Source organism: Pseudomonas sp. P2S-1, assembly GCF_057197725.1.
The window spans coordinates 5,644,770-5,669,374 of the sequence record NZ_CM170068.1; the positions used below are offsets into that span (position 1 = coordinate 5,644,770).

At 63.6% G+C, this 24,605-nt stretch carries 23 protein-coding genes; 9 read left to right on the plus strand and 14 right to left on the minus strand.

Annotated elements, in window-relative coordinates:
• The first annotated feature begins 60 nt into the window (after positions 1-60).
• Positions 61-741: a Fe2+-dependent dioxygenase gene (locus AC2CQI_RS25340; protein WP_484578250.1), complete on the plus strand. Its 681-nt coding sequence runs from the start codon at positions 61-63 to the stop codon at positions 739-741.
• A gap of 3 nt (positions 742-744) precedes the next feature.
• Positions 745-1,494, plus strand: coding sequence for a tetratricopeptide repeat protein (locus AC2CQI_RS25345; protein ID WP_075806568.1), 750 nt, complete (start codon positions 745-747; stop codon positions 1,492-1,494).
• Between the two features lie 144 nt (positions 1,495-1,638).
• Here the strand turns inward: AC2CQI_RS25345 and AC2CQI_RS25350 are convergent, their stop codons facing one another.
• Positions 1,639-2,802, minus strand: coding sequence for a type III PLP-dependent enzyme (locus tag AC2CQI_RS25350; protein ID WP_484578251.1), 1,164 nt, complete (start codon positions 2,800-2,802; stop codon positions 1,639-1,641).
• Between the two features lie 664 nt (positions 2,803-3,466).
• Between AC2CQI_RS25350 and AC2CQI_RS25355 the strand changes: the two genes are divergently transcribed.
• The 3 genes from AC2CQI_RS25355 to AC2CQI_RS25365 all read left to right on the plus strand — a co-directional run bounded on the left by AC2CQI_RS25355 (position 3,467) and on the right by AC2CQI_RS25365 (position 7,471).
• Positions 3,467-3,955 (plus strand): sigma-70 family RNA polymerase sigma factor, encoded by a 489-nt coding sequence (locus AC2CQI_RS25355; RefSeq protein WP_075806719.1) that lies wholly within the window; start codon positions 3,467-3,469, stop codon positions 3,953-3,955.
• Positions 3,956-3,972: 17 nt separating this feature from the next.
• A complete protein-coding gene (locus AC2CQI_RS25360; protein ID WP_484578252.1) occupies positions 3,973-4,944 on the plus strand; it encodes a FecR family protein in 972 nt (323 codons plus the stop codon).
• Positions 4,945-5,026: 82 nt separating this feature from the next.
• Positions 5,027-7,471 (plus strand): TonB-dependent siderophore receptor, encoded by a 2,445-nt coding sequence (locus tag AC2CQI_RS25365; protein ID WP_075806570.1) that lies wholly within the window; start codon positions 5,027-5,029, stop codon positions 7,469-7,471.
• A gap of 110 nt (positions 7,472-7,581) precedes the next feature.
• On the opposite strand, the gene AC2CQI_RS25370 is transcribed toward AC2CQI_RS25365, so the two are convergent.
• Genes AC2CQI_RS25370 through AC2CQI_RS25385 form a run of 4 tightly spaced genes read right to left on the minus strand, consistent with a single transcriptional unit; the run spans position 7,582 to position 11,018 of the window.
• A complete protein-coding gene (locus tag AC2CQI_RS25370) occupies positions 7,582-8,736 on the minus strand; it encodes an osmoprotectant ABC transporter ATP-binding protein OsmV (protein WP_484578253.1) in 1,155 nt (384 codons plus the stop codon).
• Positions 8,733-9,386, minus strand: a complete 654-nt coding sequence (locus AC2CQI_RS25375) for an ABC transporter permease (RefSeq protein WP_075806572.1) — start codon at positions 9,384-9,386, stop codon at positions 8,733-8,735. The genes AC2CQI_RS25370 and AC2CQI_RS25375 overlap by 4 nt, the downstream gene beginning before the upstream one ends.
• Positions 9,383-10,291: a glycine betaine ABC transporter substrate-binding protein gene (locus AC2CQI_RS25380; RefSeq protein WP_484578254.1), complete on the minus strand. Its 909-nt coding sequence runs from the start codon at positions 10,289-10,291 to the stop codon at positions 9,383-9,385. The genes AC2CQI_RS25375 and AC2CQI_RS25380 overlap by 4 nt, the downstream gene beginning before the upstream one ends.
• A gap of 13 nt (positions 10,292-10,304) precedes the next feature.
• Positions 10,305-11,018 (minus strand): ABC transporter permease, encoded by a 714-nt coding sequence (locus AC2CQI_RS25385; RefSeq protein ID WP_075806574.1) that lies wholly within the window; start codon positions 11,016-11,018, stop codon positions 10,305-10,307.
• 388 nt (positions 11,019-11,406) lie between these two features.
• Between AC2CQI_RS25385 and AC2CQI_RS25390 the strand changes: the two genes are divergently transcribed.
• The 3 genes from AC2CQI_RS25390 (at position 11,407) to AC2CQI_RS25400 (ending at position 13,777) form a co-directional block, all read left to right on the plus strand.
• On the plus strand, positions 11,407-11,763 hold the full coding sequence (locus AC2CQI_RS25390; protein WP_484578255.1) for a type II toxin-antitoxin system RelE/ParE family toxin: 357 nt from the start codon (positions 11,407-11,409) through the stop codon (positions 11,761-11,763).
• Positions 11,760-12,089: a helix-turn-helix domain-containing protein gene (locus AC2CQI_RS25395; RefSeq protein ID WP_075806576.1), complete on the plus strand. Its 330-nt coding sequence runs from the start codon at positions 11,760-11,762 to the stop codon at positions 12,087-12,089. The genes AC2CQI_RS25390 and AC2CQI_RS25395 overlap by 4 nt, the downstream gene beginning before the upstream one ends.
• 104 nt (positions 12,090-12,193) lie before the next feature.
• Entirely contained in the window at positions 12,194-13,777 is a 1,584-nt protein-coding gene (locus AC2CQI_RS25400) for a peptide chain release factor 3 (protein WP_075806577.1), read from the plus strand.
• 99 nt (positions 13,778-13,876) lie between these two features.
• On the opposite strand, the gene AC2CQI_RS25405 is transcribed toward AC2CQI_RS25400, so the two are convergent.
• The 4 genes from AC2CQI_RS25405 to AC2CQI_RS25420 all read right to left on the minus strand — a co-directional run bounded on the left by AC2CQI_RS25405 (position 13,877) and on the right by AC2CQI_RS25420 (position 17,657).
• Positions 13,877-14,956: a polyamine ABC transporter substrate-binding protein gene (locus AC2CQI_RS25405; RefSeq protein WP_075806578.1), complete on the minus strand. Its 1,080-nt coding sequence runs from the start codon at positions 14,954-14,956 to the stop codon at positions 13,877-13,879.
• A 56-nt stretch (positions 14,957-15,012) separates the two neighbouring features.
• Positions 15,013-15,354, minus strand: coding sequence for a cupin domain-containing protein (locus AC2CQI_RS25410; protein WP_075806579.1), 342 nt, complete (start codon positions 15,352-15,354; stop codon positions 15,013-15,015).
• Positions 15,355-15,380: 26 nt separating this feature from the next.
• On the minus strand, positions 15,381-16,787 hold the full coding sequence (locus AC2CQI_RS25415) for an NAD(P)/FAD-dependent oxidoreductase (RefSeq protein ID WP_484578256.1): 1,407 nt from the start codon (positions 16,785-16,787) through the stop codon (positions 15,381-15,383).
• Between the two features lie 66 nt (positions 16,788-16,853).
• Positions 16,854-17,657: a helix-turn-helix domain-containing protein gene (locus AC2CQI_RS25420; RefSeq protein ID WP_484578257.1), complete on the minus strand. Its 804-nt coding sequence runs from the start codon at positions 17,655-17,657 to the stop codon at positions 16,854-16,856.
• Positions 17,658-17,939: 282 nt separating this feature from the next.
• Between AC2CQI_RS25420 and AC2CQI_RS25425 the strand changes: the two genes are divergently transcribed.
• Complete coding sequence (locus tag AC2CQI_RS25425; RefSeq protein ID WP_484578258.1) at positions 17,940-18,839, plus strand: hypothetical protein; 900 nt, start codon at positions 17,940-17,942, stop codon at positions 18,837-18,839.
• A 180-nt stretch (positions 18,840-19,019) separates the two neighbouring features.
• Here the strand turns inward: AC2CQI_RS25425 and AC2CQI_RS25430 are convergent, their stop codons facing one another.
• The 5 genes from AC2CQI_RS25430 to AC2CQI_RS25450 form a co-directional block, all read right to left on the minus strand.
• Positions 19,020-19,988 (minus strand): peptide ABC transporter ATP-binding protein, encoded by a 969-nt coding sequence (locus AC2CQI_RS25430; RefSeq protein ID WP_484578259.1) that lies wholly within the window; start codon positions 19,986-19,988, stop codon positions 19,020-19,022.
• Entirely contained in the window at positions 19,988-20,956 is a 969-nt protein-coding gene (locus AC2CQI_RS25435) for an ABC transporter ATP-binding protein (protein WP_075806583.1), read from the minus strand. The genes AC2CQI_RS25430 and AC2CQI_RS25435 overlap by 1 nt, the downstream gene beginning before the upstream one ends.
• A gap of 10 nt (positions 20,957-20,966) precedes the next feature.
• A complete protein-coding gene (locus tag AC2CQI_RS25440) occupies positions 20,967-21,884 on the minus strand; it encodes an ABC transporter permease subunit (RefSeq protein WP_075806584.1) in 918 nt (305 codons plus the stop codon).
• A 10-nt stretch (positions 21,885-21,894) separates the two neighbouring features.
• A complete protein-coding gene (locus AC2CQI_RS25445) occupies positions 21,895-22,905 on the minus strand; it encodes an ABC transporter permease subunit (RefSeq protein WP_075806585.1) in 1,011 nt (336 codons plus the stop codon).
• Positions 22,906-22,978: 73 nt separating this feature from the next.
• Positions 22,979-24,574 carry an ABC transporter substrate-binding protein gene (locus tag AC2CQI_RS25450; RefSeq protein ID WP_484578260.1) on the minus strand — a complete coding sequence of 532 codons (1,596 nt, stop codon included), beginning with the start codon at positions 24,572-24,574 and terminating at the stop codon, positions 22,979-22,981.
• Positions 24,575-24,605: the final 31 nt, after the last annotated feature.

The window sequence follows — 24,605 nt, forward strand, 5'->3', positions numbered from 1 at the left end:
TGACCTACGGATAAGAATCAATACCATTGACAACTTTTTCCGCTCAGGTGCCAGATCGCCATGCTTTTACACATTCCCGGCCTGTTCAACCGTGAGGAAGTGCTGCGCATTCGCGAGGCACTGGAGGCTACCGACTGGGCCGACGGCAAGATCACCGCGGGCTATCAATCGGCCAAGGCCAAGCACAACCTGCAGTTGCCCGAGGGTCATCCGCTGGCCAAGGAAATCGGCGCGGCGATGATCGAGCGCCTGTGGAGCAACCCGCGCTTCATGTCGGCGGCGCTGCCGCACAAGGTGTTCCCGCCGCTGATCAACTGCTACCGCGAAGGCGGCAACTTCGGTTTCCATATCGACAACGCGGTGCGCCAGCCCAAGGGCAGTGTGGAGCGGGTGCGTACCGACCTGTCGTCGACCCTGTTCTTCAGCGATCCGGAGGACTACGACGGCGGTGAACTGGAGATCCAGGACACCTACGGCATGCAACGGGTCAAGCTGGCGGCGGGGGACATGGTCCTGTATCCGGGCACCAGCCTGCATCGGGTCAACCCGGTGACCCGTGGCGCTCGCTATGCGGCGTTCTTCTGGACCCAGAGCCTGGTGCGCGAGGACAGCCAGCGCGCGCTGCTGTTCGAGATGGACAGCGCCATCCAGCAACTCACCGCCGATGTGCCGGATCACCCGTCGCTGCTACAACTCACCGGCACCTATCACAACCTGCTGCGGCGCTGGGTGGAGGTCTGAGGCATGGCGTTCCAGTTACGGCGTGAGGAAGTGGTGGGCTCGGACGAATTCGGCCAGATGCTCGAACAGAGCCCGGCCAAGGCGGCCCAGGCCCTGTTGATGGCGGCGGGCAAGGGCGTGGTCGAGGCCCAGGCGCTGCTGGGGCAGATCCTCCTCGACGGGCGCGGGATCGAGAGGGACCCGGCGCTGGCGCGGACCTGGTTCGGGATTGCCGCGCAGCAGGGCAGCGCCATGGCTCACAACATGCTCGGGCGTTGCCTGGAGCATGGCTGGGGCGGCGAGGCGGATGTGCCCAAGGCGGCGTTGCATTACCGGCATGCGGCCAATGGCGGACTGGACTGGGGGATCTACAACCTGGCCAACCTGCTGGCGACCGGGCGTGGCGTGGAGCTGGACCATGAGCTGGCGCTGGCCTGCTACCGGCGCGCGGCGCAAATGGGGCATGCGAAGTCGATGAACCTGCTGGGGCGGTACCTGGAGGAGGGCTTGCATTGCCAGGTGAATGTGCCGGCAGCGCAGGACTGGTATCGGCGTTCGGCGGAGGCCGGGGATTTCCGTGGGCAGTTCAGTCATGCGGCGGTGTTGGCGGCGCAGGGTGAGCTGGAGGGGGCGCTGAGGTGGCTGCAGGTGGCGCTGGAAGGCGGCAATGCCAATTTCCTGCGGGTGGCCGGACCGGCGCTGGAGCAGGCGGCTGAGCCGGAGATTCGGGCGATGGCGGGGGCTTACAAGAAGCGTCTGGCTGAGCTTGTGTAGTGGCCTTGAGGGCCTCATCGCTGGCAAGCCAGCTCCCACAGGGATCGCGTGCACCGCTGAACCTGTGGGAGCTGGCTTGCCAGCGATGAGGCCCGAAAGAGCGATACAAAAAAAAGGGGCTGATCACTCAGCCCCTTTTTTCATTTACAGGTAGTAGGCCTTCAGCGGCGGGAAGCCGTTGAATTCCACCGCGCTGTAGCTGGTGGTGTAGGCACCGGTCGACAGCCAGTACAGGCGGTCACCGATCGCCAGGTTCAGCGGCAGGCCGTACTTGTACTGCTCGTACATGATGTCGGCGCTGTCGCAGGTCGGGCCGGCGATCACCACTTCCTCGGTCTCGCCTTTCTTCTCGGTCCAGATCGGGAACTTGATGGATTCGTCCATGGTTTCGATCAGGCCGGAGAACTTGCCCACGTCGGTGTAGATCCAGCGCTCGACGGCGGTACGGGATTTACGCGCCACCAGCACCACTTCGCTGACCAGGATACCGGCGTTGGCGATCAGCGAACGGCCCGGCTCGAGGATGATTTCCGGCAGATCGTCGCCGAAGTCTTCCTTCAGGAAGCGGATGATCTCTTCGGCGTAGGTTTCCAGGCTGTTGGTCCGGGTGATGTAGTTGGCCGGGAAGCCGCCACCCATGTTGATCAGCTTGAGCTCGATGCCGTCTTCTTCCTTCAGGCGCTCGAAGATCACCTTGACCTTGGCGATCGCGGCGTCCCACACGGAGATGTCACGCTGTTGCGAGCCGACGTGGAAGGAGATGCCGTAAGGCACCAGGCCCAGGTCGCGGGCGAGGATCAGCAGGTCCATGGCCATGTCGGTCTGGCAGCCGAATTTGCGCGACAGTGGCCAGTCGGCAGTGGTCGAGCCTTCGGTGAGGATACGCACGTAGACTTTCGAGCCCGGGGCGGCCTTGGCGATGTTGCGCAGGTCGGCTTCGGAGTCGGTCGCGTACAGGCGCACGCCCTGCTCGTAGAAGTGGCGGATGTCCTTGGATTTCTTGATGGTGTTGCCGTAGCTGATGCGGTCCGCGCTGACGCCGCGGCTCATCACCTTGTCCAGCTCGTAGATCGAGGCGATGTCGAAGCTCGAGCCTTTTTCCTTCAGCAGGTCGATGATCTCGACCGCCGGGTTGGCCTTGACCGCGTAGTAGACCTTGGCGAACTCGAAACCGGCGCGCAGGTCGTCGTAGGCCTGGCTGATCATCTGGGTGTCGATGAGTACGAACGGGGTTTCTTGCTTGTCGGCGAACGCCTTCATTTTCTGGAAGGTTTCACGCGCAAAGTAGTCTTCGACCTGAATCGACATACCTGGGAACTCCATGGGCAAACTGAATGAATAAGTGGCTGCAACTGAACGCCCTCCGTATCCCCACTTTGGTTCGCCTACTTCCCAAGGCATGTCGCCGAAAGCAAAAAGGTCAACCGCGCGCGATACATTGCTGCTACGGGTGACCTTGCTGTCTCGTCGTCAGTACTTGAGCCGGATGGATCGTTTCCAGCATGGACGTTCGGCGCGAACTTTAGGACCTGAGGGGTTCAAGATCAACTAAAAATGTCGCCTTTTCGTACTCCTCGGCGGCCTGTTGTCGACGTGTTCCTTTCATAACCGACTCAGGTGACAGCCATATGTTCCGTCAGATCGCCCTTGCGTAAAAAATTGTGGAATAGCTGGCGAAGTGCTCACTTTTCCAGAACTTCGACACTCAGCCTTTCAATTGGCGCGTTTCCCTTCAAGTTGCTGTTCACTTATTAAGGATGACCGTTTGTCGAGTGTCTTCGAATGGCTGTTTGAGGGGGCTGGGTGTTCATATTTATGGCCACTCGTTTCGTGAGTGTTCGGCGCGAAAAAAATTTGCGTCGACGACCCTCGCGCACCTTCGATCGGGCACCTGAAGGAGGGATTTGCCCGGCTTAACGAGAAATATTACTATTCGCGCACTTTTCCATTGCCTGACGACGACCTTCCTATCGTGTCTCGACACAAAGGCTTCCTCGACCACTACCACGAGCTGATCGGCACCTGGACGCGCAAGCTGCGCAGTCGCCAGCAGGCCGAGGATCTCGCGCACGATGCCTTTGTCCGCGTCCTGGAAACCCAGCAGGATGCGGTGGCGCAGCCGCGCGCCTACCTGCACCAGACTGCACGCAATATCGCCGTGGACGGATACCGCCGCGAAGACCGCCGCCAGTCCCTGGAATTGCAGGCCCTGGAGCTTGCCCCGCAGCTGGACGACGACCCGGAGGCGTTCATGAATGCCCTGCAACTGGCCGACAGCGTCGAGCGGGCGCTGGCCGAGCTGCCGCTGAACTGCCGCAAGGTGTTCGTCTGGCAGAAACTCGAGGGCCTGACCCAGGCGGAGATCGCCGAGCGCATGGGCCTGAGCAGGAACATGGTGGAAAAGTATATGATCCGCACGCTTCGCCATCTGCGCGAGCACCTGGATGTGGCGAACAGATGAGTCAGGCGAAGGTATTCATGAATCAGGACGCAAGTCCCGGCCCGCAGGAGGCCGCGCGCGAGCAGGCAGCCGAATGGTTCGCCCGTGTTCAGGACGGGCCGCTGTCGGCTGAACGGCAGGCGGCTTTCGAGGCCTGGCTCGCGCAGGATCCTCTCCATCGTGACGAATACGCGTTGCTGGCCGACCTGTGGCGTGCCAGCGATCTGCTGCCGCGTGTGCGGCTTGAAGCCCTGTGTGTCGAGGACAAGGTCGCCGTCCTGCCCCGTCGTCGCTTCATTCGCCAGGCCTTGGCGGCGGGCGTCATGGCTGCTGCCGTCGGCCTCGGCTGGTTCACCTGGCAGGACGGCAAGCTCAACCATCATGAACAGTTGCAGACCGGCCTTGGCGAACACCGCCAGGTCGAGCTGCCGGACGGCTCCCGTCTGGAAATCAACGGTCGTACCCGCCTCGAAGTGCGCTTCAGCGCCGGTCAGCGGGATATCCGCCTGGAGCAGGGCGAGGTGATGTTCAGTGTCGCCCATGACAGCGAGCGGCCATTCGTGGTGGATGCGGGCAACGGCACGGTCACCGTCACCGGCACCCGCTTCGATGTGCGCCGCGACCCCGGTCAGACCCGGGTGGTGGTGGAACAGGGCTCGGTCCGGGTCCAGGGCCATCGCGAATCCCAGGCGCTGCTCAGTGCCGGGCTCGGTTCCCATATAGATGAAGAAGGCAACGTCGCCGCGGCGTACAAGGTGGACCCTGCCGCGCTGACCGCCTGGCGTTCCGGCAAGCTGGTATTCAACGACGCCTCCCTGGCCCAGGTGGCCGAAGAGGTCTCGCGCTATCGTCAGCATCCGCTGCACGTGGCACCGAAAGTGGCGAAGCTGCGCCTGAGCAGCACCTTCCGCGTCGACGATACGGACGCTCTACTGCGGGCCTTGCCGAGCATCCTGCCGGTCAGCGTGGTGGCCCATGCCGACGGCTCCCAGGAAATAATTTCAAAATAGATTCAGGTATTTTCCCGGTTGTTCGTCTTCCTGCCTGACTTGTAACTGCCAAGCATTTTCATTCTCAGGAAGTCCCGAAGACGTGAACAACAACAAGCATGCTCCGCGTTCCGCCGGCCGTTCGCGCTGGCTGCCCCTGGCGCTGGCCCTGGCGGTCAGTGCCGGCATCGGCAACAGCTACGCCGACTCGACCCCGACCAGCATCCAGATCCAGGCCCAGCCGCTGGCCAGCGCGCTGAACCAGTTGGGTCAGCAGACTTCGCTGCAACTGTTCTTCAGCCCTGACCTGGTGGCCGGCAAGCAGGCCCCGGCGGTGTCCGGCAACCTGGCGCCGGAGCAGGCGCTGCGGGCCCTGCTGCAGGGCAGCGGGCTGACCTACGAGATTTCCCAGGGCAGCGTGGTCCTGCATGCGGCACAGACCGGCGCGCAGGCGGGTGAAACCCTGGAGCTGGCGCCGACCGATATCTCCATGGTCGGCGACTGGCTCGGTGATGCCCAGGAAGCGGTGGTGCAGAACCATCCTGGCGCACGCACTGTGGTGCGTCGCGAGGCGATGATCGAGCAGGGCGCGATGAACGTGCGCGACGTGCTCAAGGGCATTCCCGGCGTGCAGGTGCAGGACTCCAATGGTACCGGCGGCAGCGACCTGTCGCTCAACGTCGGGGTGCGCGGCCTGACCTCGCGCCTGTCGCCACGCTCCACGGTGCTGATCGACGGCATCCCGGCGGCCTTCGCGCCCTATGGCCAGCCGCAACTGTCGATGGCGCCGATCTCTTCCGGCAACCTCGACAGCATCGACGTGGTTCGTGGTGCCGGCTCCGTGCGCTACGGGCCGCAGAACGTCGGCGGGGTGATCAACTTCGTGACCCGGGCGATCCCGGAAAAGGCCACCGGGGAAATCGGCACTACCCTGGAAACCTCTCGCTACGGCGGCTGGAAGCACATCGACACGGCCTTCCTCGGTGGCACCGCCGACAACGGTATCGGCGCCGCGCTGCTGTACTCCGGGGTCAATGGCAACGGCTACCGCCGCAGCAACAACGGCAACGATATCGACGACGTGCTGTTCAAGACCCACTGGGCACCGACCGACCAGGACGAACTGTGGCTGAACTTCCACTACTACGACGGCTCGGCCGACATGCCCGGCGGCCTGACCCAGGCCCAGTACGATGCCGACCCGTACCAGTCCGACCGCGACTACGACAACTTCAGCGGCCGGCGCAAGGATGTGTCGCTGAAGTACCTGCGGCAGATCGACGATGTCACCCAGTTCGAGGTGCAGACCTACTACACCGACAGCTTCCGTGGCAGCACCATTGCCGCCCGCGACCAGAAGACCCTGTCGTCCTTCCCGCGCAGCTATCACACCTTTGCCATCGAACCGCGGCTGTCGCGGCAGTTCTTCATCGGTGATGTGACCCAGGAAGTCAGCGTCGGCGCCCGCTACCTCAAGGAAGCGATGCACGAGCAGGCCAGCCGCCTGGCGCTGATCAACAACGTGCCGACCGTCACCCCGACTTCCGACGGCCATGTCTATCAGGACCGTACCGGCGGCACCGAGGCCAGCGCGTACTACATCGACGACAAGATCGACGTCGGCAACTGGACCATCACCCCGGGCCTGCGCTTCGAGCACATCAATACCGACTGGCACGAACGCGCGGTGCTCGGTACCAACGGCGTGCGGGTCCAGGCCAAGAGCCGCAGCATCAGCAGCGACGAACCGCTGCCGGCGCTGAGCGTGATGTACCACGTCTCTGACGCGTGGAAGCTGTTTGCCAACTATGAAACCTCGTTCGGCAGCCTGCAGTACTTCCAGCTGGGGCAGGGCGGTGTCGGTGACTCGACCGCCAACGGCCTGGAGCCGGAAAAGGCCAAGACCTACGAGATCGGCACGCGCTACAACGGCGAGCACTGGGGCGGCGAACTGACCGCGTTCTACATCGACTTCGACGACGAGCTGCAATACATCAGCAACGATGTGGGCTGGACCAATCTGGGCGCGACCAAGCACCAGGGCATCGAGGCGTCGGTGCGGTATGACCTGGCCGGGCTGGATGCGCGGCTGGACGGCTTGAGTGCGAATGCCGGGTTCACCTACACCCGTGCGACCTACGAAGGCGAGATCCCGGGCTTCAAGGGCCGTGACCTGCCGTTCTACTCGCGCCAGGTGGTCAATGCCGGGCTGCGTTACCAGGTGGACCGCTGGACCTGGAATCTGGATGCCTTCGCCCAGTCGAAGCAGCGTGCGCCGGGGACCGGGATGAATGCCGACGGCAGTTTCACCGGCAACTACATCACCGCGCCGAGTGCCGATGGGCAGTATGGCGATATCCCGGGCTACGTGACCTGGAGTGCGCGGGGCGGCTATGACTTCGGCCAGGAGCTGTCCAACCTGAAGCTGGCGGCGGGGGTGAAGAACATCTTCGACAAGCAGTACTACACGCGCTCCAGCGACAACAACTCGGGGATCTATGTGGGTGAGCCGCGGACGTTCTATGTGCAGGCCAGCCTAGGGTTCTGATTTCTCGGGTGTTCTTGAGGGCCCTATCGCTGGCAAGCCAGCTCCCACAGGTTCAGCGGTGCACGCGATACCTGTGGGAGCTGGCTTGCCAGCGATGAGGCCATCAGCCGTTACACAGCAGTTTCAGCCGGGGAAACGATACTGGTCTTGCCCCCACGCGAGCGTCCCGAACTCAGGTAGGCCGCAATCGACTCCTGGGTCACCTCGCCAAGGAACACCTGCTCCGCATCCAGCACCGGCAACCACGCCCGGTTGAATTCATACATCCGCGACAACAGGATGCGCAGGTGCTCGTCATGCGCAGCGGTGGCATTGAACTGCCGCAGGAAATCGGCACACACACCCTGCTGACGGTGCAGGTCCCGACGTCGCACATAACCCAGCGCACGATTCTCGCCATCGGTCACCACCACATACTTGCGGTCGTGCTCGTCCATCAGCTCCAGGGCCTCCGCCACCGGCATCTCCGGGCTGGCCGACGGCGCGTTGTCCGCCGCGTCTTCTGCGCGCACCAGCAGCAGGCGCTTGAGCGTGCTGTCCTGGCCGACGAAGTTGCTGACGAACTCATCCGCCGGATGCGCCAGCAAGGTGTCCGGGTGATCGATCTGGATCAGCTTGCCCGCGCGGAAAATCGCGATCTTGTCACCCAGCTTGATCGCTTCGTCGATGTCATGGCTGACCATGATCACGGTCTTGTTCAGCGCCCGCTGCATCTCGAAGAATTCGTTCTGGATCATCTCGCGGTTGATCGGGTCGACCGCGCCGAACGGTTCGTCCATCAACAGCAGCGGCGCCTCCGCCGCCAGTGCGCGGATCACCCCGATGCGTTGCTGCTGACCGCCGGACAGCTCCCGCGGATAACGCTGCAGGTACTGCTTGGGCTCCAGGCGGATCATGCTCATCAGCTCGCGGGCGCGCTCGTGGCATTTCTGCTTGTCCCAGCCGAGCAGGCGCGGGACCACGGTGATGTTTTCCTCGATGGTCATGTTGGGGAACAGGCCGATCTGCTGGATCACGTAGCCGATGCGCCGGCGCAGGGTCACTTCGTCGAGGTCGGTGGTGTCCTCGCCATTGATCAGCACCTTGCCCGAAGTAGGCTCGATCAGGCGGTTGATCATCTTCAGCGTGGTGCTCTTGCCGCACCCGGACGGGCCGAGGAAGACGCAGATCTCGCCTTCGTTGACGGTCAGGCTGACCGAGTCGACCGCCTTGACCTCCTTGCCGTTGCTTTGGAAGGTTTTCGAGAGGTTCTGGAGTTCGATCATTTGAGCAGTCCTTCTGGAGTCAGCTTGCGTTGCAGGGCTTGCAGGAGCAGGTCGGCGGCGATGGCCAGGAGGCTCACCAGCACGGCACCGACCAGCAGCATCGACATGTCGCTGCGGCTGATGGAGGTCAGGATAAGTACGCCAAGACCGCCGGCGCCGATGGTGGCGGCGATGGTCATCACGCCGATGTTCATCACCACGGCGGTACGCACCCCGGCGAGGATCACCGGTACGGCGATCGGCAGTTCGACCATGCGCAGGCGCTGGCCGAAGGTCATGCCGATGCCGCGGGCGGCTTCACGGATGCCCGGCTCGACGTTGGTCAGGGCCAGGTAGGTGTTGCGCATGATCGGCAACAGGGAATAGAGGAACACCGCGGTGATCGCCGGCAGCGGGCCGAGGCCTTGGCCGAACTTCGAGTAGAACGGCAGGAGCAGGCCGAACAGGGCGATCGACGGCACCGTCAGCAGCACCGTGGCGCTGGCCTGGAGCGGGCCGGCGAGGGCCGGGAAGCGGGTCATCAGGATGCCCAGCGGCACGCCGACGAGGATCGCCAGGGTCACGGCGATGCCGACCAGGGTGATGTGCTGGCCGGTCAGTTGCAGCACTTGCGCCCAGTCGAGGTGGGCGAAGGTATCCAGCAGGCTCATTGCGCACCTCCTTGCAGCGGGTGTTCACGCAGGAAGTCTTCGGCCACCTTGCCCGGGCTCTGGTGCTCGACATCGACCTTGGCGTTGAGCTGGCGCATGGTCTCGTCGTCCAGTTGCTCGGCCAGCGGTTTCAGCAGGGTCGCCAGTTCCGGGTTGGCATCGAGGATAGCCTTGCGTACCACCGGCGCCGCGGTGTAGTCCGGGAAGTAGTGGCGGTCGTCTTCCAGCAGCTTCAGGTCGAAGGCGCTGAGGCGGCCGTCGGTGGTGTACACCAGGCCGGTGAACACCTGGCCGTTGCGCAGCGCGGTGTAGACCAGACCGGCGTCCATCTGGCGGATGTCCTTGCGGGTGAACTGCAGGTCGTAGGTTTCGGTCAGGCCGGCGAGGCCGTCCGGGCGGTTGGCGAACTCGGTGTCGAGGGCGAGGACGTGGGTCTTGCCCGCTTCGTCGCGCAGCACCTGGTTGAGCTGGCTGATGGTCTGCACCTGCGGGTACTCCTCGGCCACGTTACGCGGCAGGGCCAGGGCGTAGGTGTTGCTGAAGCGCGAGGGCGCCAGCCAGATCAGGTCTTTCTTCGCGTCCAGTTCCTTGACCCGTGTGTAGGTCGCGGCGGCGTCGGGCAGACGTTCGTCGAAATGGTTGTAGGACACCAGCGACACCCCGGTGTATTCCCAGACCATGTCCAGCTGGCCGCTTTCCTGGGCGCTACGCGCCAGGTTGCTGCCCAGGCCGCTGGTGATGCGCACCTCGAAGCCGTGCTGGCGCAGGTAGCGCGCGGTGATTTCGGCGAGCACGGTCTGCTCGGTGAAGACCCGCGCGCCGATGCGGATCAGGGGTTTTTCGGCAGCCTGGGCAAATCCCGCGAACAGCAGGGCCGCGCCCAGGAGCAAGGCGATTCGTTTCATGGTGATCCCTCGGTCAGTGAGTCAGGCCGCGTTCCAGCCAGCGGCGGCTGCCCTGGGCGACCAGCGCGTCGAGCAGCAAGGCCAGCAGGGCGGTACAGGCCGCGCCCAGCAGCAGTTGCGGCTGGTTGTTCAGGGCGATGCCGGGGAAGATCAGGCTGCCCAGGCTGTTGGCGCCGATCAGGAACGACAGCGGTGCGGTGCCGACGTTGATCGCCAGGGCCACCCGCACACCGCCGACGATGATCGGCACGGCGTTGGGCAGCTCGACCTTGAACAGCGACTGACGCGGGGTCATGCCGATGCCGGTGGCGGCTTCCTTGAGCGAGGCGGGGACGTTTTTCAGGCCTTCGTAGGTGTTGCGCACGATGGGCAGCAGCGAGGCGAGGAACAGCGCGAAGATCGCGGGGCCGGCGCCGATGCCGAGGATACTCAGGGCGATGGCGAGGACGGCGAGGGGAGGAACGGTGTTGCCAATGTTGAAAACCTGCATGAAGCGTTCGGCGCGGTCGACCCGGTGTGGTCGACTCAGGGCAATGCCGGCGGGGATGCCCACGGCCAGCGCCGCCACCATCGACAGCAGCACCAGCATCAGGTGCGCCTGCAGGTAGAACCAGAGATCGGCGCGGTAATGCGCGATCGTATCGATGCCGATCCAGTGGATCAGCAGGGCCAGGATGACGAGCGCGGCGGCACATCCCATCAGCCCCTTGCCATAGCGTGCAGCCATAGGCGGACTCCTTTTTTTATCGTCGGCGCACGGCTGCCGTGTGGTCGCCATTCCAGGCGACGGGCGAGCCGTGTGCGAAAAGTGGCGGGCAAAAACTGCGCGCCATGAGCGAAGCCCCGTCAGGCTCGTGTTGCCGGTGAAACCACCCCCGACCAACGGTCATTGCAGGGGAATGGACGCCTCCATCGCTTTAAAGGTTCCCATCTGATGCGGCATTTGGCCAGCGCTAATCCCCCGGGTGTTCGAAATTTCGCACGAGGAATGAGCGTGATTCTTACTGGGAGGCGTTGAATTGCCTGCTGTTGGGCCGTTAGTCGCGAGGGGCAGCATTTACCTCCGTACTTCTTGCGAATAGTCGCTTGAAGGAATATTCCTTCGGAGGTATTTTATGCCGTGGACGGTTAAGTTTTGTACAGAGTTCGCTGAAGAGGTACAGCGTTCCGATCAATTGTTCAAAGAGCAATTGGCGGTGCATCTGATGCTGTTGAGGGAAATCGGTCCTCTGTTGGGCCGCCCCAGAGTGGATACCTTGAGAGGCTCTCGCCATCAGAACCTCAAGGAACTGCGGTTTTTTTCCAATGGTTGCGTCTGGCGCGTGGTGTTCGCATTTGATCCCTCCCGCTGCGCCGTGGTTTTGGTCGCAGGTGACAAGGCAGGCGTCAATCAGGAGCGTTTCTACAAGGGCTTGATTGCTTGCGCGGATGAGCGGTTTGACAGGTATCTGGCAGGAGGTGCCGGGAAATGACAATGACACTTGATGATTTGATGGACAGCTTTTCTCCAGAGCGCAGGGTACGGGTCGAGGAGCAAGCCCGTGAGCTGATTCGTGAGGAGTTGACCCTGCAGGCTTTGCGTCGGCAGTTGGACGTTACCCAGGAAAGCCTTGCCGAGCGATTGGAAATGGGTCAGGCCAATATCTCCAAAGTGGAGAACCGCAGCGACATGTTGATTTCGACGCTGCGCGATTATGTCGAGGCGTTGGGAGGACGGTTGGAGCTGGTCGCCTGCATGCCGGGTCGCGCTCCGGTAAAACTACAGGGTTTCACTGACAGCCCGTCGGCTGCCGAGTAGATTTGCGCGCTTTAATATCCATATCAGGGGAGCCGATTTTGGTCCCCGCCCGACTTCAGGTATGATATCGCCCCTTTTTTCAATCCCCAGTCAGGCGATTTCCCATGACCCAGCAGGCCGCCGAAGTCGCGAAGCGCCGCACTTTCGCAATCATTTCCCACCCCGACGCCGGTAAGACCACCATCACCGAGAAGCTCCTGCTGATGGGCAAGGCCATTGCCGTTGCCGGTACGGTGAAGTCGCGCAAGTCCGATCGCCATGCCACCTCCGACTGGATGGAAATGGAGAAGCAGCGCGGTATCTCAATCACCACCTCGGTGATGCAGTTCCCCTATCGCGAGCATATGATCAACCTGCTCGACACCCCGGGCCACGAAGACTTCTCCGAAGATACCTACCGCACCCTGACCGCCGTGGACTCGGCGCTGATGGTGCTCGACGGCGGTAAGGGCGTCGAGCCGCGGACCATCGCCCTGATGGATGTCTGCCGCCTGCGCGATACGCCGATCGTCAGCTTCATCAACAAACTCGACCGCGATATCCGCGACCCGATCGAGCTGCTCGACGAGATCGAGGCGGTCCTGAAGATCAAGGCCGCACCGATCACCTGGCCGATCGGTTGCTACAAGGATTTCAAGGGCGTCTACCACCTGTCCGGTGACTACATCATCGTCTACACCCCGGGCCACGGCCACGAGCGGACCGAGGTGAAGATCATCGAGAAACTCGACTCCGACGAAGCCCGCGCGCACCTGGGCGACGAGTACGAGCGTTTCATCGAGCAACTGGAACTGGTTCAGGGCGCCTGCCATGAGTTCAACCAGGACGAGTTCATTAACGGTCAGCTGACCCCGGTGTTCTTCGGTACCGCGCTGGGCAACTTCGGTGTCGACCATGTGCTCGACGCCGTCGTCGACTGGGCCCCGCGCCCGCTGGCCCGGGTTGCCCACGAGCGTACCGTGGAGCCGGTGGAAGAGAAGTTCAGCGGCTTCGTGTTCAAGATCCAGGCGAACATGGACCCGAAACACCGCGACCGCATCGCCTTCATGCGCATCTGCTCGGGCAAGTACGAGAAAGGCATGAAGATGCGCCATGTGCGCACCGGCAAGGACCTGCGCATCGGTGATGCGCTGACCTTCTTCTCCTCCGAGCGTGAGCAACTGGAAGAGGCCTTTGCCGGCGACATCATCGGCCTGCACAACCACGGCACCATCCAGATCGGTGACACCTTCACCGAAGGCGAAAGCCTGGGCTTCACCGGTATCCCGCACTTCGCTCCGGAGCTGTTCCGCCGTGTGCGCCTGAAGGACCCGCTGAAATCCAAGCAGTTGCGCCAGGGCCTGCAGCAGTTGGCGGAAGAGGGCGCGACCCAGGTGTTTTTCCCGGAGCGCAGCAACGACATCATCCTCGGCGCCGTTGGTGTGCTGCAGTTCGATGTGGTCGCCAGCCGGCTGAAAGAGGAATACAAGGTCGAGTGCGCCTACGAGCCGATCACCGTCTGGTCGGCACGCTGGATCACCTGCGATGACAAGAAGAAGCTCGAGGATTTCAAGGTCAAGGCCCTGGAAAACCTTGCGGTGGACGGCGGTGGTCACCTGACCTACCTGGCGCCGACCCGGGTCAACCTGTCGCTGATGGAAGAGCGTTGGCCGGATGTGAAATTCCGGGCTACTCGCGAGCATCACTAAGGGCAGCGGCAAGCTTCAAGCCATAAGCCACAAGAAAAGGCGGAGCACATTGGCCCCGCCTTTTCTTGCAGCTTGAAGCTTACGGCTTGCAGCTCAAGATCAGTTCCCCGCCTTGATGCTGGTCCAGATCCGGGTCCTGATCCGGTCGATCTTCGCCGGCATCGCCTCAAGCGCATACAGCTTGTCCATCACCTCGTCCTTCGGATAGATCATCGGATTGGCCTTCAGCTCTGGCTTCACCAGCGCATCCGCCTGCTGGTTACCGTTGGCGTACTGTACGAAGTCGCTGATATTGGCCATCACCTCGGGCTGCAACAGGTAGTTCATGTAGGCATACCCGGCTTTCTCATCCGGTGCATCCGCCGGCATCGCCACCATGTCGAACCACATCGGCGCGCCTTCCTTGGGAATCGAATAGCCCACCTTCACGCCATTCTTCGCTTCCTCGGCACGGTTCTTCGCCTGCAGCACATCTCCGGAGAAGCCCACCACCACGCACACATCGCCATTGGCCAGGTCGCCGGTGTACTTCGACGAGTGGAAGTAGCTGATGTATGGCCGCACTTTCATCAGCAGGTCCTTGGCCTTGTCGTAGTCCTTCGGATCCTGGCTGTGGTGCGGCAGGCCGAGGTAGTGCAGGGCGATCGGCAACAGCTCCGGACCGTTGTCCAGCACCGCCACGCCGCAGCTTTTCAGCTTGCCGATGTACTCGGGCTTGAAGATCAGGTCCCAGGAGTCCACCGGTGCGTTGTCGCCGAGCACCGCCTTGACCTTGTCGATGTTGTAGCCGATGCCGGTACTGCCCCACAGATACGGGAAGCCATGCTGGTTGCCCGGGTCGTTCACCTCCAGGGCCTTGAGTAGCACCGGGTTGAGGTTCTTCCAGTTCGGCAGCTGGCTCTTGTCCAGCTTCTTCAGGGCGCCGCCCTGGATCTGCCGGGCCATGAAGTGGTTGGAGGGAAACACCACATCGTAGCCGGAGTGGCCGGTCATCAGCTTGCCGTCGAGGGTTTCGTTGCTGTCGAAGACGTCGTAGGTGGGCACGATGCCGCTGGCCTGCTGGAAGTTCTTCAGGGTGTCCGGGGCGATATAGCTGGACCAGTTGTAGATCTTCACCGAGTCGGCGGCGCTGGCCACGCAGGCGGCCAGCATCAGGGGTGCAACAAGGAGGGTGCGCATGTCCGGGTTACCTTTCTTTATCTGTTGTTATCGAAGGCAGCAGGCGATCAGCGGGATCAGAAAATAAGCACGTAGGTCTTGCGCACGGTCTCCTGGATATCCCAGATGCCGGTGCTGTTGGCCGGTAGCATCAGTGCGTCTCCGGCTTCTATGACAAGCGGCTCGCCACCGTCGGGGGTGAAGGTGCAGCGGCCCTTGATGAAGTGGCAGAACTCCTGTTGCACGATCTGCCGCCGCCAGCGCCCGGGGGTGCACTCCCAGATGCCGGTTTCCACGCCATCGCTGCGCTCGACGCAGGTGACCGACGTCACCGCGAGGGGCTCGCCGAGGGGCACGGCGACCGGGCTGGAAGTCTCCAGGGCGACGCTGTCGGTGTGTTTGAACTGGGTGATGCTCATGACCACGGGTTCCTCGTTCAGGTGATTCAGTTCATGAAGCTCTGCATGAAGTCCGCAAGACCGCTGGCCATGCGCCGGCGCCAGGGCGGGCTGGCCGGGCTGGCGAGGGTGCGGTCCTCGTAGACGAAGCTCTGGATGATGGCGTTGTAGCCCAGCCAGCGGCACGGCTCCGGCGGCCAGCTGGCGAGGCTGGACAGCGCGCGGTTGTCGTGGACCCAGGGCTGGGCGGTGAGGGCGTTGTGCTGGCCAAGGATCAGCGCGGCGAGGGTGCGCCCACCGAGGTTGGTCGCGCCGACCCCTTCGCCGCCGTAGCCGCCGGACAGGGCGATGCCACGCTGGTGATCGCAGAGCATGTGCGGACGGAAGCGCCGCGCCATGCCGAGGTTGCCGCCCCAGGAGTGGGTGATGCGCACGTTCTTCAGTTGCGGGAAGAGTTCGCCGAACAGGTAGCGGCGCAGGTCCACTTCAGCGGTGGTCAGGCTGAAGTCCTCGCGCAGGCGCCCACCGAAGCGGTAACCGCCACGGGCGCCGAACATCAGGCGGTTGTCCCGGGTGCGCTGGCCGTAGGTGACCTGGCGGCTGTTTTCGCTGAAGGCCTGGCCTTCCTTGAGGCCGATCTCGTCCCACACCGAATCCGCCAGCGGCTCGGTGGCCACCAGCAGGCTCTGTACCGGCAACTGGTGCTTGCCCAGCGGCGGCAGGCTGGCGGCATAGCCTTCCACGGCCGGTACGACCCAGTGGCTGCGGATGGTCGCTTGCGAAGTGCGGACCTGGCCGGGATTCCAGTCGATGGCCGGGGTGTTTTCGTAGATCGTGACGCCGAGTCTTTCCACTGCCCGGGCCAGGCCGCGAGCGAGTTTCGCCGGCTGGATGGTCGCGGTATGCGGGCTGAAGATCGCACCGTAGGCATTGCTCACCCGCAGTTGGCCTTCCAGCTCCTCGGGGCGCAGCCAGCGGTAGTCGTCGGCGGTCATGCCCTGGCGATAGAGGTCGTCGAGCCAGCTGCGCAGGCTTTTTTCCTGCTCGGGATAGCGCGCCGCGCAGTAGAGCACGCCGCCTTTGCGGTAGTCGCAGTCGATGCCTTCGCGATCCAGCACACGGCGGGCTTCGTCGGGAATGTCGTGGAGCAGGTCGATGCTGTCCCGGCGTTGTTGCGGGGACAGGGTGGCGAGCAGGCGGTCGTCGCCGAGCATATTGCCCATCAGCCAGCCGCCGTTGCGCCCGGAAGCACCGAAGCCGGCGAACTTCGCCTCGATGATGGCGATGCTCAGGTGCGGCGCCTGCTGCTTGAGGTAGTAGGCGGTCCACAGCCCGGTGTAGCCGGCGCCGATGATGCACACATCGACATCCAGGTCCTGGTTCAACGCCGGGCGCGGCTCGATCGATTCGTCGAGCTGGTCCATCCAGAGGCTGATCGTGCGCCAGGCTTGCATCGGGTACTGCTCCCACTTCCGCTAAAGGTCTGGAGCCGATCCTAGTAGCGGGCGGGGCGGGCTGTCTTACGTGCGTGCACGCAGGGAAATCTGCTTCACATAGGCCTTGGGCGACAGGCCGGTGTGTTCGCGGAAGCACTTGTAGAAGGCGGAGAGGGAGTTGAAGCCGGCGTTGAAGGCCAGTTCATCGATGGGCGCGCTGGTGGCGCCGCCGTCCAGCCCGCCGAGCAGGTGCTGCAGGCGGGCCTGGTTGACGTAGCGGTAGAAGCTCTGGCCGAGGACCTGGTTGAGCAGGTAGGAAATCTGGTTGCGGCTGTAGCCGCTCTCTTTCGCGACCCGTTGCAGATCCAGTTCCGGGTCGAGGTAGGGGCGCTGGCGCTGGAAATAGTGTTCCAGGTCCTGGGCCATGGTGCTCAGCTGGCGTGGCGACAGGCCCAGGCGACTGGTGGCCGGCCGCGGGCCGGAGGGCGTGCTGCCCTTGGCGTTCTGGCGGATCAGCGTGGCGTACTCGTTGACCCGCCAGATCAGTCCGTCCCTGACCGTGATCGCTTCGCTGGACTGGAAGGCCACCAGCCCTTCGCCGCCCTGGACCGTGACCTGGTACTGGATGAAGGCGGTGCAGCCATCGACGCGGATACGGTCGCCGTGGACGATATCCTCGCCGTCCTCGTGGGGCAGGCAGACGCGCACGTAGTCGCGCAATTCGTCGTAGCCGAGGACGCGGTTCTGGAAGAAATCGTGGTACTCGACGTCCGGGTGATAGAGCGCCATCACCCCGTCGAGGTCGCGGCGCATCCAGCAGTGGTGGTAGCGCAGGACGGTGTCGGCGGTGATCGGGGTCTGGGTGGGGCCGTCGGGGAGGAGAGTCATTACTGGATAGTGCTTGAGGGCCTCATCGCTGGCAAGCCAGCTCCCACAGGGTTCGTGTGCACCGCAGACCCTGTGGGAGCTGGCGTTGCCAGCGATGAGGCCGGTGAATATTGCAGAAAGCCATCTGTCGGAACGGCTTTCCCGCATTTTGCACGGTCCTCAGACGCCCATCCCCCAGCAAACCCCCGAATTCATTGATCGTCATCATTTGAAACATTTGGCACGCCCGCTGCACCTCCCTCTCCCGAGAAAGGACCCATTGCTCACCGGAGAGGCAAACAGATGATCACCAACGACTATTCACCCACCCTCGACATCCCGAATCGTTCGGGCGTGTCCTGGGCGGCGATTTTTGCCGGGGCCGCAGCCGCTGCGGCGTTGTCATTGATTCTCGTGGTGCTCGGCGCGGGGCTCGGCTTCGCCGCCGCCTCGCCCTGGGCCGACGAGGGCGCCAGCGCCAAGGCGCTGGGCGTCTCGACGATCATCTGGTTGCTGCTGACCCAGATCATCGCCTCCGGTCTCGGCGGCTACATCGCCGGCCGGCTGCGGGTGAAGTGGGCCAACCTGCACGGTGACGAGGTGTACTTCCGCGATACCGCCCATGGCTTCCTGGCCTGGGCCGTGGCCACGCTGATCACTGCGGCGATGGTGCTGGGTACGGCGGGCAGCCTGGCCAGTGCAGGTGCTCAGGCCGGTGCCATGGCCGGTAGCAGCGCCGTGACTGCGGCCGCCAGCAGCAACAGCAACGCCGATCCGATGGGTTATTTCGTCGACACCCTGTTCCGCAGCGAAGGCCCGGCGCCGGTCAGCGATGACGCGGCCAATACCGTGGCGGCACGGATTCTCGGACGGGCCATCGTCGATGACAGCCTGATGCCGGAAGACCGTGCCTACCTGGCGCAACTGGTAGCGCAGCGCACTCGGCTGACCCAGGCCGAGGCCGAAGCTCGTGTCGACCAGGTATTCGCGCAGGTTCAGCAGGCCAAGGTGAAAGCCAAGCAGGCCGCGGACGCGGCAGCGAAAGCGGCGGCCTGGACGGCGCTGTGGACCTTCGTCGGTCTGCTGTGCGGGGCGTTCTTCGCCAGCCTGGCGGCGCTGTATGGTGGTCGTCGTCGTGACCAGGTGCAGTGGGTGGAAGTCGACGGTGCGGGTTATGTGGCCCGGACTGCGCCGATTCGTTGAGATGAGAGGAGAGACATCATGCGTTCATTACTGCTGTGGTTCCTGGGTGTACCGATTCCTGTGATCATCCTGATCGCGATCTTCATGCATTGATCTGAAGGCCTCATCGCTGGCAAGCCAGCTCCCACAGGGTCCGCGGCGACTCGGAACCCTGTGGGAGCTGGCTTGCCAGCGATGCTTTTAGAGGAACTGCTCCGCGTAATGGCAGGCCACCTGTCTGGTTTCCACCCTGCGAAACGCCGGCACTTCCTTCGCACAGCGCTCCATCGCATGCGGACACCGCTTGTGGAACGCACATCCCTCCGGCGGATTCAGCGGATTGGGCAACTCCCCGGCAATCCTGATCTTCGGCTTCGTCGGATCCGGATGAATCGTCGGTGTCGCCGATAACAGCGCCTGGGTATAGGGGTGCAGCGGCTTCTCGTAGATCGCTTCCTTCGGCCCCATTTCCGCCGGCCGGCCGAGGTACATCACCAGCACTTCATCCGCCACGTGCCGCACCACCGCCAGGTTGTGCGAGATGAACACATAGGCGGTGTTGAACTCCTTTTGCAAATCCATGAACAGGTTGAGCACCTGGGCCTGGATCGACACGTCCAGCGCCGAGGTCGGTTCATCCGCTACCAGCACCTTCGGTTGCAGCATCATCGCCCGGGCCAGGGCGATGCGCTGGCGCTGGCCACCGGAGAACATGTGCGGGTAGCGCTGGTAGTGCTCGGGCCGCAAACCGACCTGCTGCATCATCGCCTGCACCCGTTCCCGCCGCTGCTCCTTGGACAGCGAGGTGTTGATCAGCAGTGGCTCGGCCAACTGGTCGCCGATCTTCTGCCGTGGGTTGAGCGAGGCATACGGACTCTGGAAGACCATCTGCACATCACGACGCAACTGCTTGCGCTCCTGCTTGCTAGCGCCGTTGACTTCTTGCCCGGCAATCTGCAACGAGCCCGACGACGGCTCTTCGATCAGGGTCAGGGCGCGGGCCAGGGTGGACTTGCCGCAGCCGGATTCACCGACCACGGCCAGGGTCTTGCCGGCCTCCAGTTCGAACGACACGCCATTCAGCGCGCGCACCGTGGCATGGCCTTTGAACAGGCCACGGGAGACTTGGTAGTGACGGGTGAGGTCACGGGCGGTCAGTACGACGCTCATTACGCCACCTCCTGGTTCAGCGGGTAGAAGCAGCGCGCCAGGCTGTGGGCCTGGGGATCGAGGCCGGGGCGTTGCTGGCGGCAGTTGTCGCGCACATAAGGGCAGCGCGGCGAAAGCAGGCAGCCGGTGGGCCGGTCATAGCGGCCGGGAACGATGCCGGGCAGGGTGGCCAGGCGTTCAGCACCGAGGCTGTGCTCGGGAATCGCCTTGAGCAGCGCTTCGCTGTAGGGATGGGCAGGCACCTCGAACAGCTCCGGCACCTGGCCCACTTCCACCGCCTGGCCGGCGTACATCACGCAGACCCGTTTGGCGGTTTCCGCCACCACGGCCAGGTCGTGGGTGATCAGGATCAGGGCCATGTCCTGTTCCTTTTGCAGGTTCAGCAGCAGCTCCATGATCTGCGCCTGGATGGTCACGTCGAGGGCGGTGGTGGGTTCGTCGGCGATCAGCAGCTTGGGCTCGCCGGCAATCGCCATGGCGATTGCCACGCGCTGGCTCATGCCGCCGGAGAGCTGGTGCGGATAGGCATCGAGACGGCTTTCCGGGGCCGGGATCTCGACCTTCTTCAGCAGTTCCAGGGCGCGCTGGCGGGCGGCCTTGCCGCGCAGGCCAAGGTGCTGGCGCAGCACTTCCTCGATCTGGAAGCCCACGGTATAGCTGGGGTTGAGGGCGGTCATCGGGTCCTGGAAGACCATCGCCATGTCCTTGCCGACCACCTTGCGCCGCTGGCGGCCGCTGATCCTGAGCATGTCGTTGCCATCGAAGCTGAGCTGGTCGGCGCTGATGCGTCCGGGCGCGTCGATCAGGCCCATCAGCGCCATCATGGTCACCGACTTGCCGGAACCGGATTCGCCGACGATGGCCAGCACCTCGCCCTTGTCCACGTTGAGGTCGAGACCATCCACCACCGGCACGGCCGTGGCGTCGCCGAAGCGCACGTTGAGATTGCGGATTTGCAGAAGTGACATGGGCTTCTCCTCAGGCGGCATTCTTGAGTTTCGGGTCCAGCGCATCGCGCAGTCCGTCGCCCATCAGGTTGATTGCCAGCACGCTGAGCAAGATGGTCAGCCCGGGCAGGCTGACCACCCACCAGGCGCGTTCGATGTAGTCGCGGGCCGAGGCCAGCATGGTTCCCCATTCCGGGGTCGGCGGCTGCACGCCGAGGCCGAGGAAGCCCAGGGCAGCGGCATCGAGGATCGCCGAGGAGAAGCTCAGGGTGGCCTGGACGATCAGTGGCGCCATGCAGTTGGGCAGCACGGTGATGAACATCAGGCGTGGCAGGCTGGCGCCGGCCAGGCGCGCGGCAGTGACGTAGTCGCGGTTCAGTTCGCCCATCACCGCAGCGCGGGTCAGGCGCACATAGGACGGCAGCGAGACGATAGCGATGGCGATCACCGTGTTGACCAGGCCAGGGCCGAGAATGGCGACAATAGCCACCGCCAGAAGCAGCGAGGGCAGGGCCAGCATCACGTCCATCAGGCGCATGATCGAAGCGCCCAGGGCATTGGGGAAGAAGCCTGCCAGCAGGCCGAGGATGATCCCCGGGATCAGCGAGATGACCACCGATGACAGGCCGATCAGCAGCGACAGGCGCGAGCCCTGGATCAGCCGTGAGAGCAGGTCGCGGCCCAGTTCGTCGGTGCCGAGGATGAACTGCCAGTTGCCGCCTTCGAGCCACACCGGCGGGGTCAGCAGGAAGTCGCGGTATTGCTCGCTGGGGCTGTGCGGTGCGACCCAGGGCGCGAACAGTGCGCAGAAGACGATCAGGCACATGAACAGCAGGCCGGCCACCGCGCCCTTGTTGCGCGAGAAGGCGTGCCAGAATTCCTTGTACGGGGACGGGTAGAGCAGGCTCTGGTCGATGGCTGGAGCCGGAGTTGGAGCGGGCGTATTCATGACGGTGGCCTCAGCGCTGGTGACGGATGCGTGGGTTGGCCAGGCCGTAGAGGATATCCACGACGAAGTTGACCAGGATGACCAGGCAGGCGATCAGCAGGATGCCGTTCTGGACCACGGGGTAGTCACGGGCACCGATGGCTTCGATCAGCCATTTGCCGATGCCCGGCCAGGAGAAGATGGTTTCGGTGAGTACCGCACCGGCCAGCAGCGTGCCGACCTGCAGGCCGAACACCGTGAGCACCGGGATCAGCGCATTGCGCAGGCCATGGACGAATACCACGCGTGCTGGCGACAGGCCTTTGGCCCGGGCCGTGCGGATGTAGTCCTCGCGCAGCACTTCGAGCATGGAGGAACGGGTCATCCGCGCGATCACCGCCAGGGGAATGGTGCCGAGGACGATGGCCGGCAGGATCAGGTGCATCACCGCGTCCTTGAACGCGCCTTGCTCGTCGCTGAGCAGGGTGTCGATGAGCATGAAGCCGGTCTTCGGCTCGATGTCGTAGAGCAGGTCGATGCGCCCGGAGACCGGGGTCCAGCCCAGGCTCACGGAGAAGAACATGATGAGGATCAGGCCCCACCAGAAGATCGGCATCGAATAACCGGTGAGGGACAGCCCCATCACCCCGTGGTCGAACAGCGAGCCGCGCTTGAGGGCGGCGATGACCCCGGCCAGCACACCGATGATGCCGGCGAACAGCAAGGCGGCCAGGGCCAGTTCGAGGGTGGCGGGAAACAGCGCGAGAAACTCGTTCCACACGCTCTCGCGGGTGCGCAAGGATTCACCCAGGTCACCCTGGGACAGCTTGCCGATATAGTCCAGGTACTGCTCGGGCAAGGGCTTGTTCAGGCCCAACCGTTCCATGGCCTGTGCGTGCATTTCAGGGTCGACCCTGCGCTCGCCCATCATCACTTCCACCGGGTCCCCCGGTATGAGCCGTATGAGGGCGAAGGTCAGCAAGGTAATGCCGAAAAAGGTCGGGATCAGCAATCCCAGACGCCGGGCAATGAAACTCAACATCGTGTGGTGTTCCTCGTCAGCCGGTAAGGCATGTGCCCGCTTTTCCCGGGTGGGGTGGGCGGGCGTTCTTGTTCTACTTCACCTGGGTAGTGGCGAAGTTATTGTTGGTCAGGGGGCTGATGGTGTAGCCCTCGACGTTCCGCCGCATGGCCGTGAACATCTTCGGATGGGCCATGGTTAGCCATGGCCGGTCCGCATCGTACACGGCCAGGGCCTCCTTATAGAGCGCTTCTCGCTGTTGCGGGTCGATCACCTGGCGAGCCTGGGTGATCAGCGCATCGAATTTTTCATTGCACCAACGAGCATAGTTCTCGCCGTTCTTCACCGCCTCGCAGCTGAGCAGCGGGGTCAGGAAGTTGTCCGGGTCGCCGTTGTCGCCGGCCCATCCGGTGGACACCAGGTCGTGCTCGCCGTTCTTCGCCCGACGGAGCATTTCTGCCCATTCCATCACGCGGATATCCAGTTTCAGGCCGATCTGCTTGAGGTCGGCCTGGAGCATTTCCGCGCTCAGCCGCGGGTTGGGGTTGGTCATGCCGCCGCCGTTGCGGGTGAACAGGGTCAGGCTGGCGCCCTCCGGGACGCCGGCTTCCCTGAGCAGGGCGCGGGCCTTGTCGAGGTCGCGGGGCGGGTTGTGGTTGTCGTGGTTGTAGCCGAGCATGGTCGGTGGATAGGGATTGACCGCCAGCACCGCGTTGCCCTTGCCGAACAGCTGGTCGATGTGGGCCTGGCGGTCGAAGGCGATATCGATGGCCTTGCGCACCCGTACGTCCTTGAGCAGCGGGTGTTCGGTGTTCATCGCCACGTAGCCGATGATCAGCGCTTCCAGTTCGACCACCTTGAGCATCGGGTCCTGCTTGATCGAGGGCACGTCGTCCGGCTTGGGGTAGACCGCCACCTGGCATTCGTTGGCGCGCAGCTTCTGCAGGCGCACGTTGTTGTCGGTGGTGATGGCGAAAACCAGGGTTTCGCTGGGCGGGGCGCCGCGGAAATAGTCCGGGTTGGCCTTATAGCGGACCTGGGCGTCCTTGATGTAGCGCTGGAAGATGAACGGGCCGGTGCCTACCGGCTTGCTGTTGAGGTCGCCGGTCTTGTCGGCCTTGAGCAACTGGTCGCCATATTCGGCCGAGTAGATCGAGGTGAAGGCCATCGCCAGGTCACGCAGGAACGGCGCCTGGGGCTGGGTCAGGGTGAAGACCACAGTGTGCTCGTCGGTCTTCTCCACGCTTTTCAGCAGTTTGCTGAAACTCATGCCCTCGAAGTAGGGGAAGCCGATGCTGCTTTTGGCGTGCCAGGGATGCTTGGGGTCGAGCTGGCGCTGGAAGCTCCAGAGCACATCGTCGGCGTTCATCTCGCGGGTCGGGGTGAACCAGGGCGTGGTGTGGAACTTGACGCCCTTGCGCAGGTGGAAGGTGTAGGTCAGGCCGTCGTCGCTGATCTCCCAGCGCTCGGCCAGCGACGGCTGGATCTCGGTGGTGCCGGGCTTGAAATCGACCAGGCGGTTGAACAGGGTTTCCGCCGCCGCATCGGCGGTGACGGCAGTGGTGTACTGGGCCATATCGAAGCCTTCCGGGCTGGCTTCGGTGCAGACCACCAGCGGGCGTGCCCAGAGGCTGGCCGAAGCAGTCAGCAGCAGGGCTGCGAAAGCGGCGTGCAGGGGGAGTGTGTTCATCGGCATGTCCTTTGTCGGCTCCTGCCCCGGC